Raw genomic sequence first — 22,912 nt, forward strand, 5'->3', positions numbered from 1 at the left:
GCCTCCTACAGACCAATCCGGTGAGCACGCCAGGTGAAGAAAATTCCACTGGGCTTTTCTGCCGGCAGGCAGGTTTTTTGTGTCAGCGTGGTGGTGTCGTAGACACAGACCTTGTTGTCATCCCGAACGCTGATCCAGACCTCGTCCCCCTTTGCCGTGAACTCCATGTGCAGCACGGTCTTGCCGGGTTCAAGTGTGCGCAGAATCTTGCCGGTTTCCGTATCCAGAACCTGCACCGCACCGTTGTCAGGATAGGCAAAGTTTACCCAGACCTGCCGCCCGTCCGGCCGACCCATCACAAACACGGGTTGGCTGTATACGGGAATGCGCTGCTGCAGTGTCCAGGTCCGGGTATTGATGACCAGCACCTCATGATGGCCCACTGCAGGCACCCAGGCCGTATCGCCCACAATTGTCCAGCCTTCAAGGTGCGGCATCTTGTAAACCGGGAGTTTGGCCTCTCCCTTGCCGTATTCGGAAAGAATGCGCTGGACACCCTTTTCGGGATGCCAGAGATCCAGCAGACTCATGCCATCTTCCCCGAACAGTCCCGCAATGTAATAGCGGCCATCCGGAGTGATCAGTGCATCATATGGCATGCGTCCTTTGGCCGGATAACGATCCACCTGGGGCGGATTGCTGTCGGTGTGAATGCGCCAGATTTCATCACCGTCGAGCAGCGCTGCCATGAAGACATTGCCCGGTGCATCGACCATGCCCACGGTTTTGGAGGGATGGCCGGTGATGGCCTGGCTGTTCAGGTCGGCAACCAGATCCAGCGACTGCGCATCAAACAGTTTTACGCCACCCGGTTCATAGTTTGAAACAGCAATCAGCCTTCCGTCGGCCGAAATGGCACCACCGATGCTGTTGCCTCCCTGGATCACACGGCGGACGAGCTGGCCGGTGAGAACGTCAACTTTGGACAGGCCACCGTCGCGGCCGAATACATAGGCATAGCGTTCATCGGGGGAGAACACCACTGAAGCGTGGGACAGATCACCCAGTCCTGTAATCCGGTGAAGGATGCTGTGGCTGCGTTGTTCGACGACGAGAACGGAGCCGGTAGCGCGCTCGATGATGACGCCCAGCGTTCCGGTGCCCCGCAGGGTCGTCACCTGCGTGTCCGTCTGCGGTGCTGTGGCGCAGGCGGTCAACCCGAATGCCAGAATCGCCGCCGTGATGAATTCAAAAGTCTTTTTGATTGAAGCAGATACCGTCATCACTTCACACCCTTTTTAAGTTGTTCTGCAAGCCAGCGGGCTTCCTCTTCCTTCAGCAAGGGCCGCCAGGGGGGCATTGCCGTATTGGGACGACCATCCAGAATGGTTCGGGTGAGAAAGTCGACAGGCTTGTCAGACAATGCCTGGGGGGTGAGTGCAGGGCCAAGGCCGCCTTGCAAGGTCATGCCGTGGCAGGAACCACAATCCTGTTTCAATGTGTCGAGAAGGGCTTGCGCCCGGTCGCCCGTCAAAGCCGCAACGGTACCGGACACAAGCAATGCGACAGTCAGACACATTGATTGAGCCATCTCTCTCATCGTCTTTACCCGGAAAAATTTCGTTATCGTTATGAGGCGCGTCCCTGCGCCTTGTATCATCCGTGGATGGTCATCAATAAATGTCGTGCATGGTGTTGTAGACGTTGAACTTGCCTGTCGGCGTAATCAGGCGCTTGTCCTTGATCACAGCCTTCAGCTTGAGTGTCTTGTCGTCCACAATCACGATGGCAGACTCCTTGTCCTTGGCGCTCCAGACGGAGAACCAGACTTCATCACCAGCCTTGTTGAACTCGGGCTGTACGACCCGTTTGGCACCATCGTCTTTCAGGCCTGCCCACTTGGCAATCGGGAGGGTCTTGAAGCCCTTGTCCAGATTGTCCAGATCATAGACAGCGACAGACTGACTGAGCTCCGGCGACGGGTTCAGCGGGGTGTCCACATACAGATGACGGGACTTCGGATGGGTCTTGATGAACAGGGAGCCGCCGCCAGGGCCGTCAAGCTTCTGTACCATCTTCCAGGCATAATCCGGGTGACCTTCCGGATCCGTACCAATCAAGGCAATGCTATTGTCGCCCAGGTGACTGGTCGCCCAGACCGGACCGTACTTGGGATGCACGAAGTTGGCACCGCGGCCGGGGTGAGGAATCGAGCCAACATCGACAAGTGCCACAAGCTTGTCCGTCTTGGAATCAATGACGGCAATCTTGTTGGACTTGTTGGCGGCGGTCAGGAAGTACCGGTGGGTGCTGTCCCAGCCGCCATCGTGCAGGAAGCGGGCAGCGCCGATGGTGGTCACCTTGAGATTGTCGATATCCTCATAGTTGACCATCAGTACCTTGCCGGTTTCCTTGACGTTGACGATAAACTCGGGCCGCTCGTGAGAGGCTACGATCGCTGCAACACGTGGCTCAGGATGGTACTCCTGAGTATCCACGGTCATGCCACGGGTGGAGACTATCTTCAGCGGTTCCATGGTTTCGCCGTCCATGATCACGTACTGGGGCGGCCAGTAGGAACCGGCGATGGCATACTTGTCTTCCCATCCCTTGTACTTGGAGGTTTCCACGGAGCGGGCTTCCAGGCCGATCTTGATGGTCGCAACGGTCGCGGGCTCTTCCATCCACAGGTCGATCATGTTCAGCAGGGCATCACGACCCACGGTGAACAGATAACGCCCGGAAGCGGAGAGACGGGAGATATGTACCGCATAACCGGTATCGAGGATCTTGACGATCTTCTTGCTGTCACCGTCGATCAGCGCCACCTTGCCTGCGTCACGCAGTGTGACGGAGAACAGGTTCTTGAGATTCAGATTGTTCATCTGTTTCTTCGGACGCTTCTCGGGCGGCACCAGCACTTTCCAGGTCGCCTTCATTTCCTTCATGCCAAACTCGGGCGGCTTGGGGGGCTCATGCTGGATATAGCGGGCCATCAGGTCGATCTGCTGCTCGGTCAGCTCGCCTGAGGTACCCCAGTTGGGCATGCCGGCGGGCGATCCGTAGGTAATGAACGCCTTCAGATAATCCGTGCCTTTTTTCTGGGTGATATCCGGCGTCAGCGGCTTGCCTGTGGCCCCCTTGCGGAGCACACCGTGACAGCCGGCGCAGCGCTCGAAATAAATCTTCCGAGCCTGTTCAAACTCGGCCACGCTCATGTCGGGCGCACCGGGTGATTTGACAATCTGTGCATCTTTGCCGCTCATGGCGAGCGGAGCACCTTCATAACCAGAATCGTTTTTGTGACCCTCCTGAGCGAAGCTGCCGCCCGCGAGAATGAGTGCGGACGAAGCCACTGCCAGAGTGATCGGTTTCAGGGCAAGACGAAAGTTCATCTCGTGCGTCTCCTTGTTGTGTCGCACGTTCACTATGGATGAACAAACTTTCATCCACCTTGATCTAAATCAGGTTAACAAGAGGAATAGAGAAAGGCGGGAAATGCTAAAACCCTTTTCCTGACAAAGATTTAGCTAAAGTATAAAGACCGACTATAACGAAGGAGGTATGAAAGATGGAGAGAAAAATGAGCGTATTGAACCAGAACCGGGGGCTGGTACCCAACATGAGATAATAGAACCCCGTCATGCCCCCCAGCAGAAACAGGGCAAGAAAACTGCCCCAGGTCGTGAAGAGCAGGTGCTGGCGAAGCGCCAGGCTGGCGCTGCGCAGGTGGCGGACAGAGAGAAACAGGCAGTACAGGGCGCCGACCAGAGGCAAGGCAAGCAAGTTGACGAGGTAGGCGCACTCAGCCTGGATGGCGATGCGCCTTTCCGGGTCATCCAGTGTCAGGTCAGGGCTCGAAGTGGGCATCAATCATGTCCCGGATAGCCTGCAAGGTATCCTGATCATCGGTCAGGGGTTCTGCAATGGTAGCATAACAGGCCTCCCGTGTGGGTACCCCCGAGCGAATGAGTCGGGCGGCATAGATCAGCAGACGTGTGGAAGCGGCTTCTTCCAGATCGTGGCCGGTCAGATTCCTCAGGGCATTGGCCAGTTTCACCAGGCGCTCGGCAATGCCGCGATCCACATCCGCCTCGTGAATGACAATGGATGCCTCCAGTTCGGGCTTGGGGTAGGTGAAGGACAGCGCCACAAAGCGCTGACGGGTACTCGGCTTCATGCCTTTCAGCACATTCTGGTAACCGGGGTTGTAAGACACTACCAGCATGAAACCGGACGCGGCTTCCAGCAGCTCTCCCGTGCGTTCGATGGGGAGCAGACGGCGATCATCGGCCAGCGGGTGAATGACGACTGTCGTATCCTTGCGCGCCTCGATGATTTCGTCCAGATAGCAAATGGCGCCTTCACGCACGGCACGGGTGAGGGGGCCATCCTGCCAATAGGTCCCGTCCTTGCCGATCAGGTGGCGTCCCACCAGATCCGCCGCACTGAGATCGTCATGGCAGGCGACGGTATGCACGTTCCGGCCCAGCCTGGCGGCCATGTATTCCACGAAGCGGGTCTTGCCACACCCTGTCGGGCCCTTGATCAGGACCGGCAGATTATGGCGTGCAGCGTGTTCGAAGAGCTCCACTTCGTTGCCCTGGGGCACATAAAACGGCGTATCTGTCACGTAAACCTCTCCACTGGTGATTTTGACAAAAGCCTATAGAATGGTGCCCCGCCACGCTTTGATAAAGGTCATGTCCCGTGAAATATCTGATCGCGATGATCGGAATTGCTGCCGTGCTCAGTGGTTGCACTCGTGAAACTGAAGTCATCCTGTGCCGGGCGGACACCCCGTGCGACACTCCGCAGGGCAGACTCCTGATTCATGCCGAGCGCTCCGCCAATCATGCCTTCACGCTCACCCTTGAAGGCGATGCCGCCAGAGGCATCAAAACAGCCTACATTGAAGGCATCAACATGAACATGGGAAGCTTTCCCTGTCCATAGAACTGGAGAACGGTACCATCACCGTCCGGGGAATCGTGCCGGTCTGTACGCTCGGTGATGATATGCGCTGGAAAATCCTCATGAAAACAGAACACTACCAGATAGAGGCAGAATTGCCATGAAGAATCTTTTTGCCAGACAGGGCTTCGCCGTGACGGCCCTGATTATTCTGGCTGTAGTGGGTACAGCACTCTATCGCAGCCAGGCACGGCCGGATCTTGTCCACCTGTTGGGCGGTCCGGAGCAGGTTGAGACGACTGCCGGACCGGTGCCCCTGGATCGCCTGTTTGATGAAGTGACCGTCGTCTTCTTCGGTTTTACACAGTGTCCGGATATCTGTCCCACGACCCTGTCCGTTGTTTCCCGTGCCTACAAGAAGCTTCCGGAAGATCAGCAAAAACGTCTGCGAGTGCTGTTTGTGACGCTGGATCCTGAGCGCGACACCCTTAAAACGTTGACGCCTTACGTGGGTTTTTTCGGTGACCGGATTATGGGTGTCAGGCTTGACCCGGAAGCGCTTGAGCGTTGGGTCAGGACATTCGGCGTATTTTATGAGAAGGTGCCGTTACCGGACTCCGAAATGGGCTACACCATCAACCACACCGCCGCATTCTTCATCATCCGCGCAGCACAGTGGCCGGGCCAGATCATGATGTCACATGATGTGGAAGCGGTGGCAGGGGAACTTGCGGCCGCCTTCCAATGATTGTCAGCCATGCCCGGGATATTGTATAAAGGGCGGATTGTCAGGCAGGAACGAAAGGAAATCAGCCAAATGGTCAAACTGGATTACGCGAATGGCGTCAAGGATGTGCTGATTCGGAAAATCAACAAGGCCGAGCGCGAGCTGGAGCAGCTCAAGCTGGACTACTGCCGTTTTGTCTATGGACTGTCTCACCGGACCCTTGTCATGGCCAACGGGCGACAGTTCCAGGTGCGCAATGTTGATCTGAAATCCATGCGGCGTCTGGATTCCGGCGAATGGTCGCGTCCGGTCGTCTCGGGCGTGCCGGTGGATGAGAATGGCCGGCCCGCGGGCACTGACCTGGTCACGCTGGCCGAATGGCGGGTCGTCTGACCCGCCGGATCCGCATATACGGGGGACTCAGGCCACCAGCCCCCATTCCGTGACGCAACTGAAAAGCGAATCATCTTCTGCAAAATGGCGCTGCGTGAGCCATAGGGTCGCGTTGTTCAGGCCAGCGAGATAGAACCGCTGGCACTCATCATCGGATCCCACCGTGCGCACCTGCTTGCGCGGTTCCGCCTTGACGTGCGAGTACAAACAGCCGTCAATGGCATGTGCCTCCACCTGGCTGATCACCTCGGGCTGCAGATGGTAATGCTGCCCGACCGCCTGAACGATACCGGCAATATAGTGTTCCACGAGTCGGGTGAGGCTCGGGTGATACAGCGCGCTCATCTCCATCCCTTGTTGCCGCCAATCCAGCAACTGCTGACGCCAGATCAGATGGACCTGTGCCATGCAGCCCGCCCGGTTGCCATGGCTGTGTTGGGGCGCCAATTTCAGGGCTGCTTCCTGCCGCCCGGAGTCGTTTGCGGAATCGTCCTCACTGATCCCGAATTCGAAAGCGGGATGCTTTTCGTCAGTCCCGGACTCATCCGGCGACAAGACTAACCCGAAATCTGCAGGCGTCTCCAGAACCGGTGCAAAGTCCTCGTCCTTGCTGCGTTTGTACAAGGCCATCACGCGAACGGTCATCCAGACGATCGCAAGGAAGATGGCTGCTTCAATCAGATGTACCAGTATCTCCATTTTGGTTTGACCACCGACTGCTGATGAATATGTAACCAAGTGTAACGGATCGTGATCGGTGGCGATGGAACCCTGTTCACGTTTGGACAGGCTTAGGGTATGCGGATTGGCAGGTTTGTGACAGCTTAGGCACGTGGTGCGACGGGTGCATCACTGGTATAGCGGAACATTTCCTCGAAGGTCAGAGGATGACTGTAATAATAGCCCTGAGCGTAGTCGCAGTTGTGAATCACGAGAAAATCATGCTGATCCACATTTTCAACGCCCTCGGCGGCAACCTTGAGCCCCAGCTTGTGAGCCAGTGCAATGATGGCCGCCGTCACCTCCATGTCTGCGAGTTGTTCGGGAATGTCACGGATAAAGGCGCGATCCACCTTGAGAATGTCGATCGGCAATTTGCGCAGGTAACTGAGCGATGAATAGCCGGAACCGAAATCATCAATGCTGATGCTGACACCAAAGCGCTTGAGCTGACGCAGCACCCGGCTGCAGTGTGCCAAGTCTTTGAGCAACATGCTCTCGGTGATTTCCAGCACCAGAAACTGGGCCGGCAGGTCCGAAGCCTGAAGGGCCTGCATGACATTGTCGACCAGAGCCGGGTCATGGAACTGCTTGTGCGACAGGTTGACAGCAACCTGCAACGGTTTTCCGGTCAGATTCTGCAGCAACCGGGTCTGGGTCGTTGCCTGTTTCAGCACCCAGGCACCGAGCTGGGAAATCAGCCCGGTGTCTTCGGCCACATCCAGAAAGTCGCCGGGATTCATCAGGCCGCGCTCGGGATGATGCCAGCGCAACAGCGCCTCGGCCCGCACAATCCTGCCGGTTTTGAGATCGAACTGGGGCTGAAAGGTGAGGCTGAACTCTTCCGACCGCAGTGCCGCCCGGAGTTCATGTTCAATGGTCATCCTGCGAATGGCCTTGCGGTTCAGTTCGTCGGTAAAGAACTGGTAGCCGTCACGGCCCATGGACTTCGCCTTGTATAGGGCCAGGTCGGCGTTTTTCATCAGGGTGTCCACTTCCGCGCCATCGTCCGGTGCGAGCGTGATGCCCACCGATGTGGAAACCATCAGTTCAGTGGTGCCGACCATGACGGGCTCCTTGATCTGGGCAATGACATTATCGGCCACACGCGAGACCACGCCGGCCTCATGGACATCCGTCAGAAGAATCACGAACTCATCGCCGCCCAGACGGGCCACGGTATCTTTCTCGCGAACGCACGCTTTCAGCCGCTCGGCAACCGTCTGAAGCAGTGCATCACCTGCATCATGCCCCAGTGTATCGTTGATGCGCTTGAACTGATCCAGATCCAGAAACATGATGGCCAGACGGGTCTGATCCCGGTGACAGGCACGAAGGGCCTGCTCCAGACGGTCGGCAAACAGCCTCCGGTTGGCCAGTCCGGTCAGCTCATCATAGAGCGCCATGGCCTTGATGTGTTCGCTTGTATGCTTGAGTTCGGTAATGTCGATGGCGTGTATGACGTAACGTGTCTCATCACCGTGCCAGGTCACGCGGGTGACATTGACGGCGGTCCAGATCATCTGGCCTTCGCGTCCCCGGCAGGCAATTTCGCCCTGCCAGCCATCGTGCAGCATGTCACCAAGCCATACGCCCGAGATATTCTCCAGCGCGCACTGGCGCGGGGAAGGGCTCAGCCGGTCAAGCGACTGACCAAGGAGTTCGTTTTCATCAAACCCGGTCAGCTTGCAAACGTAAGGGCTGGCATAGTCGATGCGCCCCAGGGAATCGACAATCAGCGCCAGGGTCTTGCCGGTTTTCAGTGCCTGATCAAGCATCATGGCATGACGCCCGGACTCAGTCGTGGGGTCGGGTGCCTGGCGCATCAGATGTTGCCAGGATCGATGGTAAGCATGCGCCCAGATCCCCAGACCGCCGGTCAGCAAAATGACGGAAACGAGAGACCACACCGACTGAGCCTGCTGGCTCAGCCAGAAAAGTGTCCACTGGCTGTTCATCACGGACGCCGCAAGGTTGACAAGGCCCAGCAGGGCCATCGCAAAGCCGGCAATGCGCTGTTTGGTCAGAGTGTGTGACATTCCCTGGTTTCTCCGATATTCCCATAATTATGGTATGTCAGATCCTTTCGCCGGATGTAACAAATTGTTTCTGCGAGCCGAACGAAAAGGCCATGAGTCACAAAAATGAGGCAAGTTGATTCACACTTGGTAAACTGTGAAAGAGATTTTACATTTGAGGGCGCATGGAGCGGTTTCAGATCGCAATTACGAAAGTGTCTGCGCAGTCGCGAACGGAAATTTTCCTTGCCGGCAACGGGGTGACAGGGCGCACATCTGCAATGCGCTTTACAGAATTTGATGATTGGTAAACTTATGTAAAGATCATTTTTTTGGTAGGATGAGCACTTCAACAGGACGTTGTGCGAAGGAGTCACCGCGTTGACGCACGTCAGGATTTTCGGACACTACATACACTTTCCTTATGTCATGCTGGCGCTGCTGGATGCCGTCATCATGGCGTCTGCAGTTTATGCCGCAGCTTTCTTTCGGTTTTTCGGAGACTTGGGTTACTTTCTTCAGAATCTGCCTTATGTGCTGGATTCGTCCCTGATCTTCGCGGCGGTCAATCTGGTCACCATGCTGGCGATGGGGGTCTACCCGTCCCGAATCAGCGAAGGCATGAGCGGCATGATGCTGCGAACCATCATGGCGCTGATCGCCGGCATTGCGTTGCAGGCACTGCTGTATCAGATCTTCCGCGACTGGCTCTGGTACCTCAATCCGGACGTGCTGACCTTTGCCAGCCTGCTGTCCATCCTGGGCATGGGGATGGCCAGGAGTCTCTTCTTCTTCGGCCTGGGGGATCATGCCTTCCGGCGCAGAGTGCTCATACTCGGCGCCGGCAAGAGGGCGATGGGACTCATGGAAGACCTCAGCGATCCGCAATCCCGGCGAGGGTTCGAGCTTGTCGGGTTTGTGCCGGTCCCGGGAGAACCCGTAATGGCGCCGGCCGACAAACTGGTGGAACCCCATCAGTCACTCAACCATTTCCTGGTTGACCATGATGACATTGACGAAATCGTCATCGCCCTGGACGATCGCCGCAACAAGCTTCCGGTCGAAGAATTGCTCGAATGCAAGATGCTGGGCGTCAGTATCGTGGATGGTGCCACCTTCTGCGAGCGGGAAGGGCGCAAGATTCCGCTGGAGCTGCTGCAACCGAGCTGGATGATTTTCTCGGATGGTTTCGGCGGTGTTTCCGCACGTAATCTGGGCAAGCGTCTTTTTGATATTTTTGCCAGTCTCACGCTTCTGGCGGTGACCTGGCCATTCATGGTGCTGACGGCGCTCGCCATCAAGCTGGAGGACGGCTGGAACGCTCCTGTTTTCTACCGCCAGGTGCGGGTCGGGCAGGGTGGAAAGCCGTTTGAAATCATCAAGTTTCGCAGCATGCGCGTGGATGCGGAAAAGAGCGGGGCGCAGTGGGCCAGCAAGAATGACTCGCGCGTGACCCGTGTCGGTGCATTTATCCGCAAGGTCAGGATTGACGAGTTGCCCCAGATCTTCAATGTCCTGAAGGGTGACATGGCATTTGTGGGGCCGAGGCCCGAACGCCCCGTGTTTGTGGAGCAACTGGCAAAGAAGATTCCGTATTATAACGAACGTCACCGTGTCAAACCCGGCATCACGGGTTGGGCGCAACTCTGCTTTGCCTATGCGGATGATGAAGAAGACACCAGGGAAAAACTGAGGTATGACCTTTACTACATCAAGAACCAGAGCCTGCTGCTTGATCTCGTCATTCTCATTCAGACTGTAGAGGTGGTGTTGTTCAAGAAGGGAGCGCACTGAGCATGACATTCATTTTAACCGGGAGAACAACAATGAAAGTACTGATCACCTGCCTGTTGGCATTGCTCATGGCCGGCTGTGCCGGACAAAGGGTTCAGACCTCCGAGCCGGCACTGATTGACAAGGCACTGGCCATGAAGCCCGCCAGCCTCGAAGCCTATACGCTTGGTCCGGGCGATGTGGTATCGGTTAGTGTCTGGCGCAACCCGGATCTCTCCATCACCGTACCTGTGCGGCCTGACGGACGCATTTCCACACCGCTGGTGGGCGACGTGGTTGCCTCGGGCAAGACCCCTGCACAGCTCGCTCAGGATCTGCAGCGTGCACTGGCCGTCTATCTGAGGGAACCCCAGGTCAGCGTGGTGGTCACCGGCATGAGCAGCTACGAATACCTGAACCGGGTGCGTGTGACCGGTGCGGTCAACCGGCCCCTTTCCGTGCCTTACCGGGAAGGCATGACCATACTGGACCTGGTACTGGATGCCGGCAGCGTCAATGATTTTGCAGATGCGGACAACGCCATCCTCTACCGCCAGATGGGCAAGCAGACCGTCGCCATCCCCGTCAACCTGGATGACATCATCAGGGGTGGCAACCTGCAATCCAACTACCGCCTGCTTCCCGGCGATGTACTCTCCGTTCCTGAACGCGCATTCTGACAAACAGGACCACTAAGCATGGCAGTACCGATTACCCGCCTGGTGCGGGAGGCAGTACAGGAAGTTAGTCAGCACAAGGTGCTTGCCGCCTTGCTGATTATCGTGGTGAGTTTTGGCATCCTCGCACTGGGGTTTCTCTGGCCCTACAAGTACACCAGCCGGTCCGTCATATTTGTGGATGACCAGAATATCATCCGCCCCCTGATGGAAGGCTCCGCCGTCACCACCAAGGTCAAGGACCGGGCTGCAGATGCCCGGGAGATTATCTACTCCCGGCAGGTACTGGAAAAACTGGTGGCCATGCAGGACTTGTGGGGCGTACTGACGACCCCGGAAGAAAAGGAAGCCAAGATGCAGGAGCTGCGCAAGAAGATCAAGGTGCAGAATACCCGCTCCAAGGATTTTTTTGCCATCAGCTATACGGACAAGGATCCCGACCGTGCGTACTGGGCCACCCTGAAAATCACCCAGCTCTTCATTGCGGTCACGGATGAATCCAAGAAAGCCGAAAGCCGGGCGGCTTACGAGTTTGTGGATCGTCAGGTGAAAGCCTACCAGGCCCAGCTTCAGGCTTCCGAGCAAAAGCTTAAAGACTTCCTGTCCAAAAACGTTGAAGGCACAGAAGACGAAGTTAACAAGAAAATAGCCCGCCTGATGTCCGATATTGAATCGGCGGATCTGGAGATCAAGGAGGTTCGGGCACAGCAGGAGGTGATCCGCAAGCAGTTGTCCGGTGAAAGACGCGTGGTTGCGCAGGAAAGGGCAGGCAGCGAAATCCGGCAACGCATAAAGGCGCTGCAGAATCAACTGGACACACTCAGACTGAGTTACAAGGATACCTATCCGGACATTGTCAGCCTCAAGCAACAGATTGCCGACCTTCAGCAAGCGCTTCAGGAAGAGCTGGAGAGTGGCCGTAAGGCAACAGGCGACGCGGTTCTCAATCCGATTTACCAGGATCTGCGTACGGAGCTTGCCAAGGCCGAGGCCCGGATGCAGACACTGCTTACGCGGCGTGCTTCTCTCGAACAGTTACTGGAGAAAGAAAAGCTGCGCATGGAGAAAATCCAGAAAAACAAGGCCAGAATTGCGGAGCTCACCCGGGACTATGAAGTGAACAAGGAGATCTATAACGATCTGCTTAAACGCCGGGAAAAGGCACGTGTCTCCATGCGCATTGATGTGGAAGGTCACGGATTGCGTTACCGGATACAGGAGCCGCCATCCTATCCGCTGGCACCTGACAAGATCCGCTTTGAGATGTTCGCGGCCGGTGGTCTGGTATTCGGATTGCTTGCGCCGTTTGGTCTCGCGCTCGTGTTCGTGCAGCTTGATCCGCGTGTCCGCAGTGCCGATCAGATAGAACAGCAACTCGAAATTCCGGTGCTGGCAACCATCCCTCACTGGCGCACGGCCAGCGAGCGGAGAAGCGAACGCAGACAATGGGTAGCGTTCGCGTCTGTTGTGCTTGTCAGCCTGGGCGTGTACGGTGGTCTGTTATGGATGCATTACACCGGAGGGCTGGCATGAGCGAGGGCAAGAAGAATCCGAAAAGTGGTGATGTGTTGCCACTGCACAACGAATCCATCGATGATGCCATCAAGGGGATGGACCTCTGGCTTGATGCCCGCGAGGAACAGGCCGATGATCAGGCCCTGCAGAAATTCGAGTTCAGCCGCCAGATCAAGCAGATGCGGGAGCCCCTTGCGCTCAGCCCCCACGATCTTGAGCGCAGGAAAATCATTTATCCCGAAATGGATGACAGGCTGGTTCTCGATCGGTTCCGGGAACTGCGTACACGCCTGCTGGAACTGAGCCGGGGTGAAAACTTCGTTCTCCTGGTTACCAGTGTGGCACCCGAGGGCGGTGGCTCGTTTACTGCGCTGAACCTGGCGTCAGCGATTGCACTGGACGCCACCAAAACCGCATTGCTGATTGACTGCAATCTGCGCGAGCCATCATTGCACCGCTATCTGGATCTGGTGCCGGACATGGGCGTCACCGATTTCATCGAAGACCCGGACATGGAAGTGGCTTCCATCATTTACCCCACCGGCATCAAGCGACTGCGCCTGATCCCGGCGGGCAGCCGGCGCGAATCGCCCAGTGAATTCTTCACATCCTTCCGGATGAAATACTTCATCAAGAGCATCCGTGCCCGTTACCCGGACCGTTTTGTCATCATGGACGCGCCGAGTATCAGTACCTCGCCGGATGCACGGATACTTTCCGAACTGGCCGACTACACGCTCCTGGTGGTGCCGCATGCGCGGGTCACCCCGGAAGAAGTGCAGAAGGCCGCTGAAAGCGTTTATCCAGGCCGCTTGGCGGGAGTGGTGCTCAATGACTGACATCCGCCGCACGCTTGTACTGATTGCATGGGCCGTGCCGGCCATCACAGTGGCCGAACCTCTGGAGCTGGGCGCCAGCGCCGGCCTCACTTGGTCCGACAACATGCGTCTCGCCAGCCAGCAGGAAGAAAGCGACCTGCTCGAAACGCTGGACGTGACGCTGGCTCATCGGCTTGCCAAATCTCAGGTCCGCTGGGACACCGCACTGGATCTCGGTTTCGAACGCTATCAGCAAGACAGCTATGACGACAAGATAACCGGTGAGGGCAGCATCAGCGCCCTCTGGCGTCCGGATCCGCGCTTTGACCTGACCCTGAGCGACCGCCTCAGTCAGGAGCGAATCAATCGCAGCGATGCCCTGACACCGGATAACCGCACACAGCAGAACGTACTTTCCATTGAACCGGGCCTGAACCTTTATCAGAACACGCCCTGGCCGGTTCGCCTGTCGTATGCCCATGTGCGTACCGATTACAGCAAGGCCTCGCAGGTCGATAGCGTCCGCAATCGTGTTTCGGCTCGGGTCAGCCACGCACTCAGTCCCGTCGTCACAGCCGGGCTGGCGGCCAGTCATGAGGTGACCGATTTCGATGACGACAGCCAGAATACCCGCAATGAAGCCGTGTTCACCTGGAGTCGCATCCTGCCGTCCGGCATGGTTGATCTGCAACTGGGCGGCGTCACACTGGAAGCCGAAACCGGCAGCCTCACAAGGGATGACTCGGGCGTTTCCGCCAGCCTGAGCTGGACACACCGCTTGCCCGGTCGTGCCCGGTTCAACCTGTTCTTGGAGCACACACTGGATGACAGCGGCTCTGACCGTCAGGCGTTCGCTGCGGATGGCCGGCTTCTGAATGAAAACTACAGCCAGAGTTCAAAGATCACACGGGGTATCGGCACGCTGACATGGCAGGCCACCGGCCGCGACACCACCGAAGTCTCGGCGGGCTACAGCCGGGAAACCGAGCTGGGGCAGAGCCAGAACAGCACACAACTGACACTGGACATCAATCAGAGCCACCGGATCAACACCCTCGCATCGGCCGGCATCCGGGCGGCCTGGCAGCGGGACGCCAGCGTGACCGGGTTCGATACCAATCTCGGCACACTGGCCGTCTGGTATCAGCGCACGCTGTCTCGCCAGTGGTCAATCTCATCCGAAATCCAGCACCGAAAACGCACGGCAGACCTGGCCTCTGCGGAATGGGATGAAAACCGCATCATGCTCACCCTGAACTGGAAAGGATTGTCCCGATGATCAACGCGCTGACTGTGGATGTGGAAGACTACTTCCAGGTCGCCGCCCTGTCGGAAACCATCCGCCCCCAGGATTGGGAAAACTGGCCCTGTCGGGTCGAGCAGAACACACACCGGATCATGGCGCTTCTGGATGAAAAGGGTGTTCGCGGCACCTTCTTCATCCTCGGCTGGATAGCGGAGCGTTATCCGCAACTTGTGCGCGAGATTCAAAAGGCCGGGCACGAAATTGCCAGCCATGGGTACAGTCATCAACTGGTCTACGCGCAAACACCTGAAGTCTTCCGGGAAGAAACGCATCGCAGCAAAGCGCTGCTGGAAGACATTACCGGCGAACCCATCATTGGCTACCGGGCAGCCAGCTACTCCATTACCCGCAAGTCACTCTGGGCACTGGATATTCTGGCCGACCTCGGATTCCAGTGGGATTCGTCCATCTTCCCGGTCGTGCATGACCGTTATGGTATCCCCAATACCCCCCGCTTTCCCTATCGCATCGAAACCCGGCAGGGCACGCTGACCGAATTTCCAATTTCCACCTGCCGCATCGGCAGCTACTTGCTGCCCATCGCCGGAGGCGGCTATTTCAGAATCTTTCCCTACTGGCTCAGTCAGTGGGGACTGGCCCGGGTCAACCGGGAAGGGCAACCGTTCATTTTCTACCTGCACCCCTGGGAAGTGGATCCGGAGCAACCCCGGGTGCCCGTGAGTGCCCGGTCACGTTTCCGGCACTACACGAACCTGGATCAGACGATGCCGCGACTGGCACGTCTGCTCGACCGGTTCAGGTTCGGGCCCGTGCGTGACGTGCTGGATCAGCGGGCCCTGGAAACGCTCCGTCTTGACGAGGCGCTGGCGGCATGATGGAAACCCTGTTCTGGACCAGTATTGCACTGGTAGTTTACATCTATGCCGGATACCCCCTGATTCTCTGGATCTGGTCCCTGTTGAATCCGAGGCCCGTCAACCGCAAGGCACAGACCCCCTCTGTGTCGATCCTGATCTCCGCCTATAACGAAGAGGCCAATATCGGGCAGACACTGAAAAACAAGCTGGAACTGGACTATCCCAAAGACAAACTGGAGATCCTCGTGGTCTCGGACTGCTCCACGGATCGTACCAACGCCATTGTGGAAGACATGGCGGCCCGCTCGCAGATCCCCATACGGCTGGTCGTTCAGCAAACCCGGCAGGGCAAGACGGCAGGTCTCAACCGGCTCGTGCCCATGGCGCGCGGCGATATTCTCGTTTTCAGTGATGCCAACTCCCACTATGCTCCTGATGCCGTGCGCATGCTTGTCCGCAATTTTGCCGACCCCTGTGTGGGATATGTAACCGGCAAGATGATCTATGTGCAGGAAGATGGCAGCCTGATCGGTGATGGCTGCAGCACCTACATGCGCTACGAAAATCACCTGCGCCAGTGGGAAACCGACACGGGCAGCATTGTCGGCGTGGATGGCGGCATCGATGCCATGCGCCGCAACCTGTATTCACCACTCAGACCCGAACAGTTGCCGGATTTCGTGCAGCCGCTCAAGGTCGTGGAGCAGGGGTACCGGGTGGTGTACGAACCCGAGGCCTTGCTGGAAGAACCGGCGCTCAACAACCACCGCGACGAGTTCCGCATGCGTGTGCGTGTCTCGCTGCGGGCACTCTGGGCACTCCGGGACATGGCACACATGCTCAACCCCCTGTCATACGGCCTCTACAGCTTCAAGCTCTGGTCCCACAAGGTGTTGCGATATCTGGCGTTCATACCGCTGGCCGGTGCCTGGCTGACCAGCATTCTGCTGGCCGATCACCATCCCCAATACCTTGCCTTCGGACTGCTTCAGACCGGCTTTTACGGCCTCGCGCTGGCGGGAATACGTGGCTACGGCGAGTCCAACCGCTGGGTGCGGCTCGCTGCCTTCTTCACACTGGTCAATGCTGCCTGCGCGGTGGCATTCTGGCGATTCATTCAGGGACAGAAACAGGTCATATGGCAACCCCGATCCGGATAACACAGCAATGGCCCGCAAGCATCTGGGCCGGCATCCTCATACTGGCAGGCTGGCTGTTCACCCTCCCGACCTGGATGGAAGTCGTGCCCCAATGGACCATCATGGATGGGGCCTATTCCCATGGCTTTCTGGCGTTTGGCGTCTTCATCTGGCTGCTGCATCACCTCCGGCCGGAACTGGATGGCCAGCCGGTGCAATTCAGCTGGATCGGCGCGGTGTGGGTCCTGCTCAGTCTGGCGGGCATTCTGCTCGGCACGAGCCTGCTCATCGAAGCGGTGGAACAACTGGCGGCATTTGTTTTGCCATTCGCTCTGGTCTGGATGGTGCTGGGCTGGCCTGTTGCCCAACGTCTGATCCTGCCTGCCGGGATTCTCTTTACCGCCGTGCCGGTCTGGGATGTCACCAGCTATGCCCTTCAGAGTCTCACCGTGGCCGTGGATCACTTCCTGCTGGGATTCTCGGATATCGACTTTGAAGTGAATGATATCTTTGTTACCCTCAAGGGCCTGGGCACCTTTGAAATTGCCACAGGCTGTTCAGGCCTGCGCTATTTTCTGGTCGGCCTGGTCGTTGCCCAGCTCAATGCGATTCTTTATGTAAGGAGCTGGCCCCGGAGGCTGTCCATCATAGGGATCGGTATCCTGTTTTCACTGGCCGCCAACTGGCTCCGGGTCTACATCATTATTCTGGTGGGCTACTACTCCAAGATGGAATCCGGCCTCATCCGGGATCACGAAGCCTTTGGGTGGGTACTGTTCGCCGTCATGTTGGTGATTTTTTATTTTGTTTCCCGGAGGCTGGAAGATGCGCCGGACGGCCAGCCACAGGGCACGCCGGGCACAGCCGCTCCCGCAGTCGTCTCCGGTACCGCGCTGGCCTGCGTCGTGCTGGCGGGCATCGTTTCGCTTGGACTGTACGCGGACCAGCGTCAACCGTCGTCCGTTACCGATGCGCAGATTGCACCCTTGCCCGAGCGGATGGGGCACTATTCCCGTTTGCCCATCATGCTGGATCCGCCCTGGAAACCCATCTGGAAAGGCTATGACCGTCTCAACGCAGGCGCTTACATTCCCGCGGAACAAACCCCGCTCGGCAGCGTTTATGTGTTTGATTACTGGTACATCAACCAGAAGCCCGGCCGGGAAATGATTCAGGACGCCAACCGGTTCTACGACAGCTACCGCTGGAAGCTGATCCATCAGGATCAGATCACGCAGCCAGACGGAAACCTGGGCGTTTTGGTCCTCGAATCCCTGCGCGAGGGGGGCGCGTCAGAATTCTCTATGGGTTCAAGGTCGGAGATCGTTACTACGCAGACGGCATTGCCGCAAAATTTGCCCAGCTCCGGCTGATTGGCCGGGACGACAAGACCGTACGCGCGCTCTTTGTCAGCCAGGCCTGCACGCCTGAAACCTGCTCGAATGAGACGGATACGCTCGTCACCCTGATCCGGCAACTGGGAGGCGCCTGATGCGAGTGATCCACCTGATCGACAGTGGCGGCCTGTATGGTGCGGAACGCGTCCTGCTGACCCTGGTTGATGAACAACTCAAACAGGGTGACATCCAACCCCTGATCGTTTCCGTGGGGGCGCCGGGCGAGCCGGAAAAGCCCCTGGAAGCGGCGGCCCGCGAGGCAGGACTGCCGCTGCACGTGGCGCGCATGAAGCCCGGCCTCAACCTGAAGGCCACCCGGGCACTGCTGCAGACGCTCGGCGTTGGCAGCGAGGGCGAACCGGTCCTGCTGCACAGTCATGGTTACAAGTTCAATATCATCCTGGCCTTCCTGAAAGTGCGCGAAGCACTGGCCGTACCCGTGGTTTCAACAGTACATGGCTACGTCAGGCCGGCGTTGTTCAGCAAGATGTGGATCTACGAACGCATGGACCGATGGGCGCTGAAGCACCTGGATGGCATCGTTTGCGTAAGTGAAACCCAAAAGCGACACCAGTTGCCGGAGCGCCTGCAAGCCCGGGCCACCGTGATCTACAACGGCCTGCCGGGTATGGGAAAAACGCCGGTTCGCCTACCACAGGGGAAATATACACCCAGTCAGCCCATGAAGCTGCTTGCGGCCGGCCGCCTCTCGCCGGAGAAAGGCTTTGAATTGCTGCTGCGCGCACTTGCACCGCTGGTACACAAGGGGCTCCCCATCTGCCTGACCATTGCCGGAGAAGGGGCTTTGCGATTGCGTCTGGAACATCTGGTCGATACCTTCGGTCTCAGAAACGCCGTCACCTTCGCCGGTTATGTCAGGGATATGGAGGCGCTGTACGCCTCCCATGATGTCCTGGTCATGCCATCGCTGACAGAAGGACTGCCCATGACGCTCCTCGAAGCCCTGAGGGCCGGACTGCCGGCCATTTGCAGCGCCGTGGGCGGTATTCCCGAGGTGGCTGAGCAGGCCCCGATTCAGCTTTTTCGTGCCGGGGATGTGCGGGCGCTGGAAAAACTGATTGAAGATGCACTGCACGGAAACCTGCCGATTCGACAACACACGGATTTGAGCAAATTCTCGGCAGAAACCATGGCAGAGGGCTATCATCAGTTGTACACAGGCATCCTGCAGGGTGTAGCGGCAGGGGTGGCGTATGAATAAATGGGCGGAAAGCCTGTATTACCGGTCTCCGGTATGGCTGCAGAATATACTGGTCAGCCTCTATGGCCTCAAACTGGTTCGCGAACGCTACGCACCGGGCTCTGACCATGTTCTCCAGTCACTTTGTGACAAGGAGTTCGCCCCGGCTGATACGGTCCGAGCAGAGGTGGATGCCGCCTTCAGAACGCTGGCGCGTGAAGCCATTCGAGACGTACCGTACTACCGGAAATGGGCCAAAAGGGAAGGGGTGCGTGAACAGGACATACAAGGTTTGGATGACCTGAAACGCTTTCCGGTTCTGGACAAGAAAACCGTCAAGGCCAACCCGCTGGACTTCGTATCCGAGCGGTTTCCACTGCGTTCGCTCTTCAGACTGAATACCTCCGGCACAACCGGCACGCCCCTGGATATCTATACCAATGCCGAGTACCGGACGCTGCACTATGCCTTTTTCTCGCGCCTGCGCAGACACTATGGGCTGACCAAACACAGCCGGAGAGCAACGTTCTTTGGCCGGATCATCATGCCCGCAGCAGCCAGCAAGCCACCCTTCTGGCGATATGACAGGCCACAACGCAATCTGCTGTGCTCCTCCTATCACCTGTCAGAAGCTCATTTGCCACATTATGCACGCAAACTTGAGCAATTCTGGCCGGATGAAATCATCGGTTACCCATCCAGCCTGTACGTACTGGCGCGCTTCCTGGTAAACCATCCGGAATATTCCGTTAATCCGAAAGTGGTGTTCACAACATCAGAGACGTTGTTTGACCACCAGCGTGAAACGATAGCCCGGGCATTCAGGGCACCAGTGGTCAACCAGTATGGCTGCACCGAGATGGCATTCTTTGCGTCCGAATACGAGTGCGGCAAGCTGCACGTTCATCCCGAACACGGCTGGCTGGAATGCACGGATGTGGGAGAACTTCTGGCGACAGGGTTTGTGAACCGCGTGATGCCTCTGATTCGTTACAAGGTGGGCGACAGCGGAGAGGTTGTCACGACCTTTGAGAAGTGCAGCTGCGGACACGCCTGGCCCGTGATTGAACATCTGATCGGGCGGACGGATGACATTCTGTACAAAGCGGATGGGACGCCTGTCGGCAGGCTTGATCCGGTTTTCAAGGGAGGCCAGGGCATACTGGAAGCGCAGGTAATACAGACCGGACAAGGGCGCTTCACCGTCAATGTTGTGCCTGATGGCGAATTTTCTGAAGCGGAGAGAAATCATCTGCTGAATGAGCTCCAAAAAAGGCTGGGGGATGACGCAGTCATCTCCATTGAGTTGCTGGAAAGTATTCCCAGGGGAAATAATGGAAAGTTTAGAGCAGTGATCAATGACAACAGAGAATAAGTTGAAGATTGCGCTTGCAGGAGATATTTGTTGCGGAGATCACTATTTTAATATGGGTAGCGGGCTGGTAAGCGCAATACAAAAAGGTAGCGATCCTTTTGCTGTAATCCGAGACAAGCTGCAAGGCTGTGATCTGTTTATGGGAAACCTGGAAAGTGTTATCTCTGTTGGGAATTTTGAAAGCGGTTATAAAAATCAGGCATTTATAGCTCCTCCAGAAGCCGCGGATCTTTTGGATTTTAGCGGTGTTAACGTGTTGAATGTTGCCAATAATCATTTTGAGCAGCATGGGCCCCGTAAAGCCCGTGATTGTATCAGTTTACTCAGGGATAAAGGGTACATTGTTGTTGGAGAGAAATCGAAGCCTTGGGAAATAGTGAATGCGAAAGGCGTGAATGTTTTTATCGTGGGTGTGTCTATGGTAGACAAGCCACATGGTGACGCGGGGGTAGTGTTCTATCACGACATCAGTCATGTGGAGAATTTGTTGAAAAATGAAGCTTCTGAATGTGACCTTAAAGCTATATCAATTCACTGGGGTGAAGAAAATACCCTTGACTTGCACGACAGAAACACGCTGGTAGAAAAGTTATTAGATTTGGGAATTAATATCGTACACGGTCATCATCCTCACATATTGCAGGATTTTATTTTGAGTGACAATTCTTTTGTATCCTATAGTTTGGGTAACTTTATTTTTGATCTGAATTGGAATGACGCTAACAGATTCTCGGAGTGCATATTGCTGAACTGGAATGGCGATCTTGGTTTTAATGGACTCGAGCTTGTTCGTAACTTTATAAATGATGAATTCCAGCTCTCTACCAAGAAAATAGGAAGCAGAAGACGGGAGGCAGCCCGTAAGCTTTCCTATTTTTTGTTTAATCTTTTTGGAAAAGGCGGAAGAGGTCAAAAGATTGCTTTTTTAATGGATAAAATGTTTGGTAGGTTATGAGTGTAATACAAGTGGTACGTTGGAAAGATGGCGGAATTCCCTATGTAGCCAAAAAAATAACCGAAGAATTGCGCCTCGCTGGAATAGAATGTGAATATATTTGCTGCAACGAGAAAGGTGTTCTCAAAAACTATCTGGATTTTATCCGCGCGTGCTTGTCAAAAAAGAGTACCATAATCCATTCTCATGCTTTAGTGACCAGCTTGATTGCATGTTTTTGTCGTGCATTTAATAGACGTCTAAAGGTGTTGCATCATATACATAACGATTACCCTTATCTGATGCAAATGAATAATAGTTGTTTAGATCTGGCCAAGAGGTTCTTGTTTTTTTATGTTTTTAATCGCTCCGAAATTGTATTTACAGTTATTAAAAGTCATGTTGAAAGACTCAAATCATTTTCTATGGGCGACAAAATAAGGTATCTGCCGAATGCGGTAGATATAAATTACTGCCGGGTTCATTCTAAAGAGAGATTAAAAGAATATAAATCTTATTGTGCGTGCAGGCTGGATAAGGAAAAGAACCTTTATTATTTGATTGATCTAGTAAAATTACTTAATGAATCTGGTGTATACCTAACTTTTCATATATATGGTAGGGGGGTTTTGTATGAGGGCCTTCGAAGAAGGATAGAGAGCCTGGGATTATCTGATCTTATTTATCTTAAAGGGTATACAAATAACCCAAGCGTTCTTCCGATGGAGTACGATTTTTATTTATCTGCTTCTACCAGGGAAGGGGCTAGCATATCTTGTATAACTGCTCTTAAGGCAGGGAATGCACTGGTTAGTACTCGAGTGGGTGATGTTGATGAAGAGTACATAGACAAAAAATATTTTATTGAGATATGCGGAAAAGATGTTGAGAAAGATACAGTAAAATTAGTGGGGTTAATAAAAGATAATAATATAGGGCAAATTTCTATAAATGGGCATATTTTTGCTGAGAAGCGTTATGCTACAGAGGAATTTAGAAGTGAGTTGATAAAAGTGTATAGAGAATTGCTTGAAAAAAACATTGCTCGGTCTTTACAGCTATGAGTATATATTTCTGCATAATTGTGGTGGCGCATTTTTAGGTTTATAGTGTGTGCCCGTAAATCTTGAATGTAGTTTTTTGTTTGTTTGGTGATAAAAATGGCAAAGGATTGATGTTCTTAGAATTGTTCGTTTAAACTTAAAATTGATAATTTGGGTTCATGTCATTCTATAGTTTAAGTTATA

22 protein-coding genes are annotated in these 22,912 nt (G+C 55.5%); 15 read left to right on the plus strand and 7 right to left on the minus strand.

Translation table 11 applies throughout. From position 1 onward, the window contains the following. Positions 1 to 5 precede the first annotated feature (5 nt). The 5 genes from AAIA72_RS02995 to AAIA72_RS03015 all read right to left on the minus strand — a co-directional run bounded on the left by AAIA72_RS02995 (position 6) and on the right by AAIA72_RS03015 (position 4,573). A complete protein-coding gene (locus AAIA72_RS02995) occupies positions 6 to 1,223 on the minus strand; it encodes a cytochrome D1 domain-containing protein (protein WP_369601966.1) in 1,218 nt (405 codons plus the stop codon). Further along, positions 1,223 to 1,531: a cytochrome c gene (locus tag AAIA72_RS03000; RefSeq protein WP_369601967.1), complete on the minus strand. Its 309-nt coding sequence runs from the start codon at positions 1,529 to 1,531 to the stop codon at positions 1,223 to 1,225. The genes AAIA72_RS02995 and AAIA72_RS03000 overlap by 1 nt, the downstream gene beginning before the upstream one ends. 82 nt (positions 1,532 to 1,613) lie before the next feature. Further along, positions 1,614 to 3,335, minus strand: coding sequence for a cytochrome D1 domain-containing protein (locus AAIA72_RS03005; RefSeq protein WP_369601968.1), 1,722 nt, complete (start codon positions 3,333 to 3,335; stop codon positions 1,614 to 1,616). Between the two features lie 106 nt (positions 3,336 to 3,441). Continuing rightward, complete coding sequence (locus AAIA72_RS03010; RefSeq protein ID WP_369601969.1) at positions 3,442 to 3,810, minus strand: hypothetical protein; 369 nt, start codon at positions 3,808 to 3,810, stop codon at positions 3,442 to 3,444. Then, positions 3,791 to 4,573: a CbbQ/NirQ/NorQ/GpvN family protein gene (locus tag AAIA72_RS03015; RefSeq protein WP_369601970.1), complete on the minus strand. Its 783-nt coding sequence runs from the start codon at positions 4,571 to 4,573 to the stop codon at positions 3,791 to 3,793. Before AAIA72_RS03015 ends, AAIA72_RS03010 begins: the two co-directional genes overlap by 20 nt. Before the next feature lie 77 nt (positions 4,574 to 4,650). Between AAIA72_RS03015 and AAIA72_RS03020 the strand changes: the two genes are divergently transcribed. The 3 genes from AAIA72_RS03020 to AAIA72_RS03030 all read left to right on the plus strand — a co-directional run bounded on the left by AAIA72_RS03020 (position 4,651) and on the right by AAIA72_RS03030 (position 5,974). Continuing rightward, a complete protein-coding gene (locus AAIA72_RS03020) occupies positions 4,651 to 4,896 on the plus strand; it encodes a hypothetical protein (protein WP_369601971.1) in 246 nt (81 codons plus the stop codon). Between the two features lie 118 nt (positions 4,897 to 5,014). Then, on the plus strand, positions 5,015 to 5,602 hold the full coding sequence (locus tag AAIA72_RS03025) for an SCO family protein (protein WP_369601972.1): 588 nt from the start codon (positions 5,015 to 5,017) through the stop codon (positions 5,600 to 5,602). A 69-nt stretch (positions 5,603 to 5,671) separates the two neighbouring features. Then, the gene (locus tag AAIA72_RS03030) at positions 5,672 to 5,974 is read left to right on the plus strand and encodes a hypothetical protein (protein ID WP_369601973.1); all 303 of its coding nucleotides are present in this window, start codon (positions 5,672 to 5,674) and stop codon (positions 5,972 to 5,974) included. 27 nt (positions 5,975 to 6,001) lie between these two features. On the opposite strand, the gene AAIA72_RS03035 is transcribed toward AAIA72_RS03030, so the two are convergent. Both AAIA72_RS03035 and AAIA72_RS03040 read right to left on the minus strand, forming a co-directional pair. Continuing rightward, complete coding sequence (locus AAIA72_RS03035) at positions 6,002 to 6,673, minus strand: hypothetical protein (protein WP_369601974.1); 672 nt, start codon at positions 6,671 to 6,673, stop codon at positions 6,002 to 6,004. A gap of 125 nt (positions 6,674 to 6,798) precedes the next feature. Beyond that, positions 6,799 to 8,733, minus strand: coding sequence for a putative bifunctional diguanylate cyclase/phosphodiesterase (locus AAIA72_RS03040; protein WP_369601975.1), 1,935 nt, complete (start codon positions 8,731 to 8,733; stop codon positions 6,799 to 6,801). A gap of 360 nt (positions 8,734 to 9,093) precedes the next feature. On the opposite strand from AAIA72_RS03040, the gene AAIA72_RS03045 reads away from it, so the two are divergent. From AAIA72_RS03045 to AAIA72_RS03100, 12 genes are all read left to right on the plus strand, one after another. Next, entirely contained in the window at positions 9,094 to 10,506 is a 1,413-nt protein-coding gene (locus AAIA72_RS03045; protein WP_369601976.1) for a TIGR03013 family XrtA/PEP-CTERM system glycosyltransferase, read from the plus strand. A 32-nt stretch (positions 10,507 to 10,538) separates the two neighbouring features. Beyond that, positions 10,539 to 11,165 carry an XrtA/PEP-CTERM system exopolysaccharide export protein gene (locus AAIA72_RS03050; protein WP_369601977.1) on the plus strand — a complete coding sequence of 209 codons (627 nt, stop codon included), beginning with the start codon at positions 10,539 to 10,541 and terminating at the stop codon, positions 11,163 to 11,165. A gap of 18 nt (positions 11,166 to 11,183) precedes the next feature. Further along, positions 11,184 to 12,695 carry an XrtA system polysaccharide chain length determinant gene (locus AAIA72_RS03055; RefSeq protein WP_369601978.1) on the plus strand — a complete coding sequence of 504 codons (1,512 nt, stop codon included), beginning with the start codon at positions 11,184 to 11,186 and terminating at the stop codon, positions 12,693 to 12,695. Next, positions 12,692 to 13,516, plus strand: coding sequence for a polysaccharide biosynthesis protein (locus AAIA72_RS03060; protein WP_369601979.1), 825 nt, complete (start codon positions 12,692 to 12,694; stop codon positions 13,514 to 13,516). Before AAIA72_RS03055 ends, AAIA72_RS03060 begins: the two co-directional genes overlap by 4 nt. Beyond that, a complete protein-coding gene (locus AAIA72_RS03065) occupies positions 13,509 to 14,774 on the plus strand; it encodes a hypothetical protein (RefSeq protein WP_369601980.1) in 1,266 nt (421 codons plus the stop codon). The genes AAIA72_RS03060 and AAIA72_RS03065 overlap by 8 nt, the downstream gene beginning before the upstream one ends. After that, on the plus strand, positions 14,771 to 15,637 hold the full coding sequence (locus tag AAIA72_RS03070; RefSeq protein ID WP_369601981.1) for an XrtA system polysaccharide deacetylase: 867 nt from the start codon (positions 14,771 to 14,773) through the stop codon (positions 15,635 to 15,637). Before AAIA72_RS03065 ends, AAIA72_RS03070 begins: the two co-directional genes overlap by 4 nt. Continuing rightward, on the plus strand, positions 15,634 to 16,779 hold the full coding sequence (locus AAIA72_RS03075; RefSeq protein WP_369601982.1) for a glycosyltransferase family 2 protein: 1,146 nt from the start codon (positions 15,634 to 15,636) through the stop codon (positions 16,777 to 16,779). The genes AAIA72_RS03070 and AAIA72_RS03075 overlap by 4 nt, the downstream gene beginning before the upstream one ends. Beyond that, positions 16,758 to 18,131 (plus strand): exosortase, encoded by a 1,374-nt coding sequence (gene xrt / locus AAIA72_RS03080; RefSeq protein WP_369601983.1) that lies wholly within the window; start codon positions 16,758 to 16,760, stop codon positions 18,129 to 18,131. The genes AAIA72_RS03075 and xrt overlap by 22 nt, the downstream gene beginning before the upstream one ends. Positions 18,132 to 18,249: 118 nt before the next feature. Continuing rightward, a complete protein-coding gene (locus tag AAIA72_RS03085) occupies positions 18,250 to 19,377 on the plus strand; it encodes a glycosyltransferase (RefSeq protein ID WP_369601984.1) in 1,128 nt (375 codons plus the stop codon). Further along, positions 19,370 to 20,731: a phenylacetate--CoA ligase family protein gene (locus AAIA72_RS03090; protein WP_369601985.1), complete on the plus strand. Its 1,362-nt coding sequence runs from the start codon at positions 19,370 to 19,372 to the stop codon at positions 20,729 to 20,731. Before AAIA72_RS03085 ends, AAIA72_RS03090 begins: the two co-directional genes overlap by 8 nt. Continuing rightward, positions 20,715 to 21,686 (plus strand): CapA family protein, encoded by a 972-nt coding sequence (locus AAIA72_RS03095; protein WP_369601986.1) that lies wholly within the window; start codon positions 20,715 to 20,717, stop codon positions 21,684 to 21,686. The genes AAIA72_RS03090 and AAIA72_RS03095 overlap by 17 nt, the downstream gene beginning before the upstream one ends. A gap of 11 nt (positions 21,687 to 21,697) precedes the next feature. Further along, positions 21,698 to 22,729, plus strand: coding sequence for a glycosyltransferase (locus AAIA72_RS03100; protein WP_369601987.1), 1,032 nt, complete (start codon positions 21,698 to 21,700; stop codon positions 22,727 to 22,729). The last annotated feature ends 183 nt before the right edge of the window (positions 22,730 to 22,912 follow it).

The sequence above is a fragment of the Thermohahella caldifontis genome (assembly GCF_041153465.1).
Classification (GTDB): Bacteria; Pseudomonadota; Gammaproteobacteria; order Pseudomonadales; family Oleiphilaceae; genus Thermohahella; species Thermohahella caldifontis.

Coding starts and splice junctions, on each gene's coding strand:
- AAIA72_RS03010 (WP_369601969.1), bottom strand. CDS start 3,810: ATGCCCACTTCGAGCCCTGACCTGACACTGGATGACCCGGAAAGGCGC.
- xrt (WP_369601983.1), top strand. CDS start 16,758: ATGGCAACCCCGATCCGGATAACACAGCAATGGCCCGCAAGCATCTGG.
- AAIA72_RS02995 (WP_369601966.1), bottom strand. CDS start 1,223: ATGACGGTATCTGCTTCAATCAAAAAGACTTTTGAATTCATCACGGCG.
- AAIA72_RS03075 (WP_369601982.1), top strand. CDS start 15,634: ATGATGGAAACCCTGTTCTGGACCAGTATTGCACTGGTAGTTTACATC.
- AAIA72_RS03035 (WP_369601974.1), bottom strand. CDS start 6,673: ATGGAGATACTGGTACATCTGATTGAAGCAGCCATCTTCCTTGCGATC.
- AAIA72_RS03095 (WP_369601986.1), top strand. CDS start 20,715: ATGACAACAGAGAATAAGTTGAAGATTGCGCTTGCAGGAGATATTTGT.
- AAIA72_RS03085 (WP_369601984.1), top strand. CDS start 18,250: ATGCGAGTGATCCACCTGATCGACAGTGGCGGCCTGTATGGTGCGGAA.
- AAIA72_RS03055 (WP_369601978.1), top strand. CDS start 11,184: ATGGCAGTACCGATTACCCGCCTGGTGCGGGAGGCAGTACAGGAAGTT.
- AAIA72_RS03025 (WP_369601972.1), top strand. CDS start 5,015: ATGAAGAATCTTTTTGCCAGACAGGGCTTCGCCGTGACGGCCCTGATT.
- AAIA72_RS03050 (WP_369601977.1), top strand. CDS start 10,539: ATGAAAGTACTGATCACCTGCCTGTTGGCATTGCTCATGGCCGGCTGT.
- AAIA72_RS03040 (WP_369601975.1), bottom strand. CDS start 8,733: ATGTCACACACTCTGACCAAACAGCGCATTGCCGGCTTTGCGATGGCC.
- AAIA72_RS03065 (WP_369601980.1), top strand. CDS start 13,509: ATGACTGACATCCGCCGCACGCTTGTACTGATTGCATGGGCCGTGCCG.
- AAIA72_RS03070 (WP_369601981.1), top strand. CDS start 14,771: ATGATCAACGCGCTGACTGTGGATGTGGAAGACTACTTCCAGGTCGCC.
- AAIA72_RS03060 (WP_369601979.1), top strand. CDS start 12,692: ATGAGCGAGGGCAAGAAGAATCCGAAAAGTGGTGATGTGTTGCCACTG.
- AAIA72_RS03030 (WP_369601973.1), top strand. CDS start 5,672: ATGGTCAAACTGGATTACGCGAATGGCGTCAAGGATGTGCTGATTCGG.
- AAIA72_RS03090 (WP_369601985.1), top strand. CDS start 19,370: ATGAATAAATGGGCGGAAAGCCTGTATTACCGGTCTCCGGTATGGCTG.
- AAIA72_RS03005 (WP_369601968.1), bottom strand. CDS start 3,335: ATGAACTTTCGTCTTGCCCTGAAACCGATCACTCTGGCAGTGGCTTCG.
- AAIA72_RS03000 (WP_369601967.1), bottom strand. CDS start 1,531: ATGGCTCAATCAATGTGTCTGACTGTCGCATTGCTTGTGTCCGGTACC.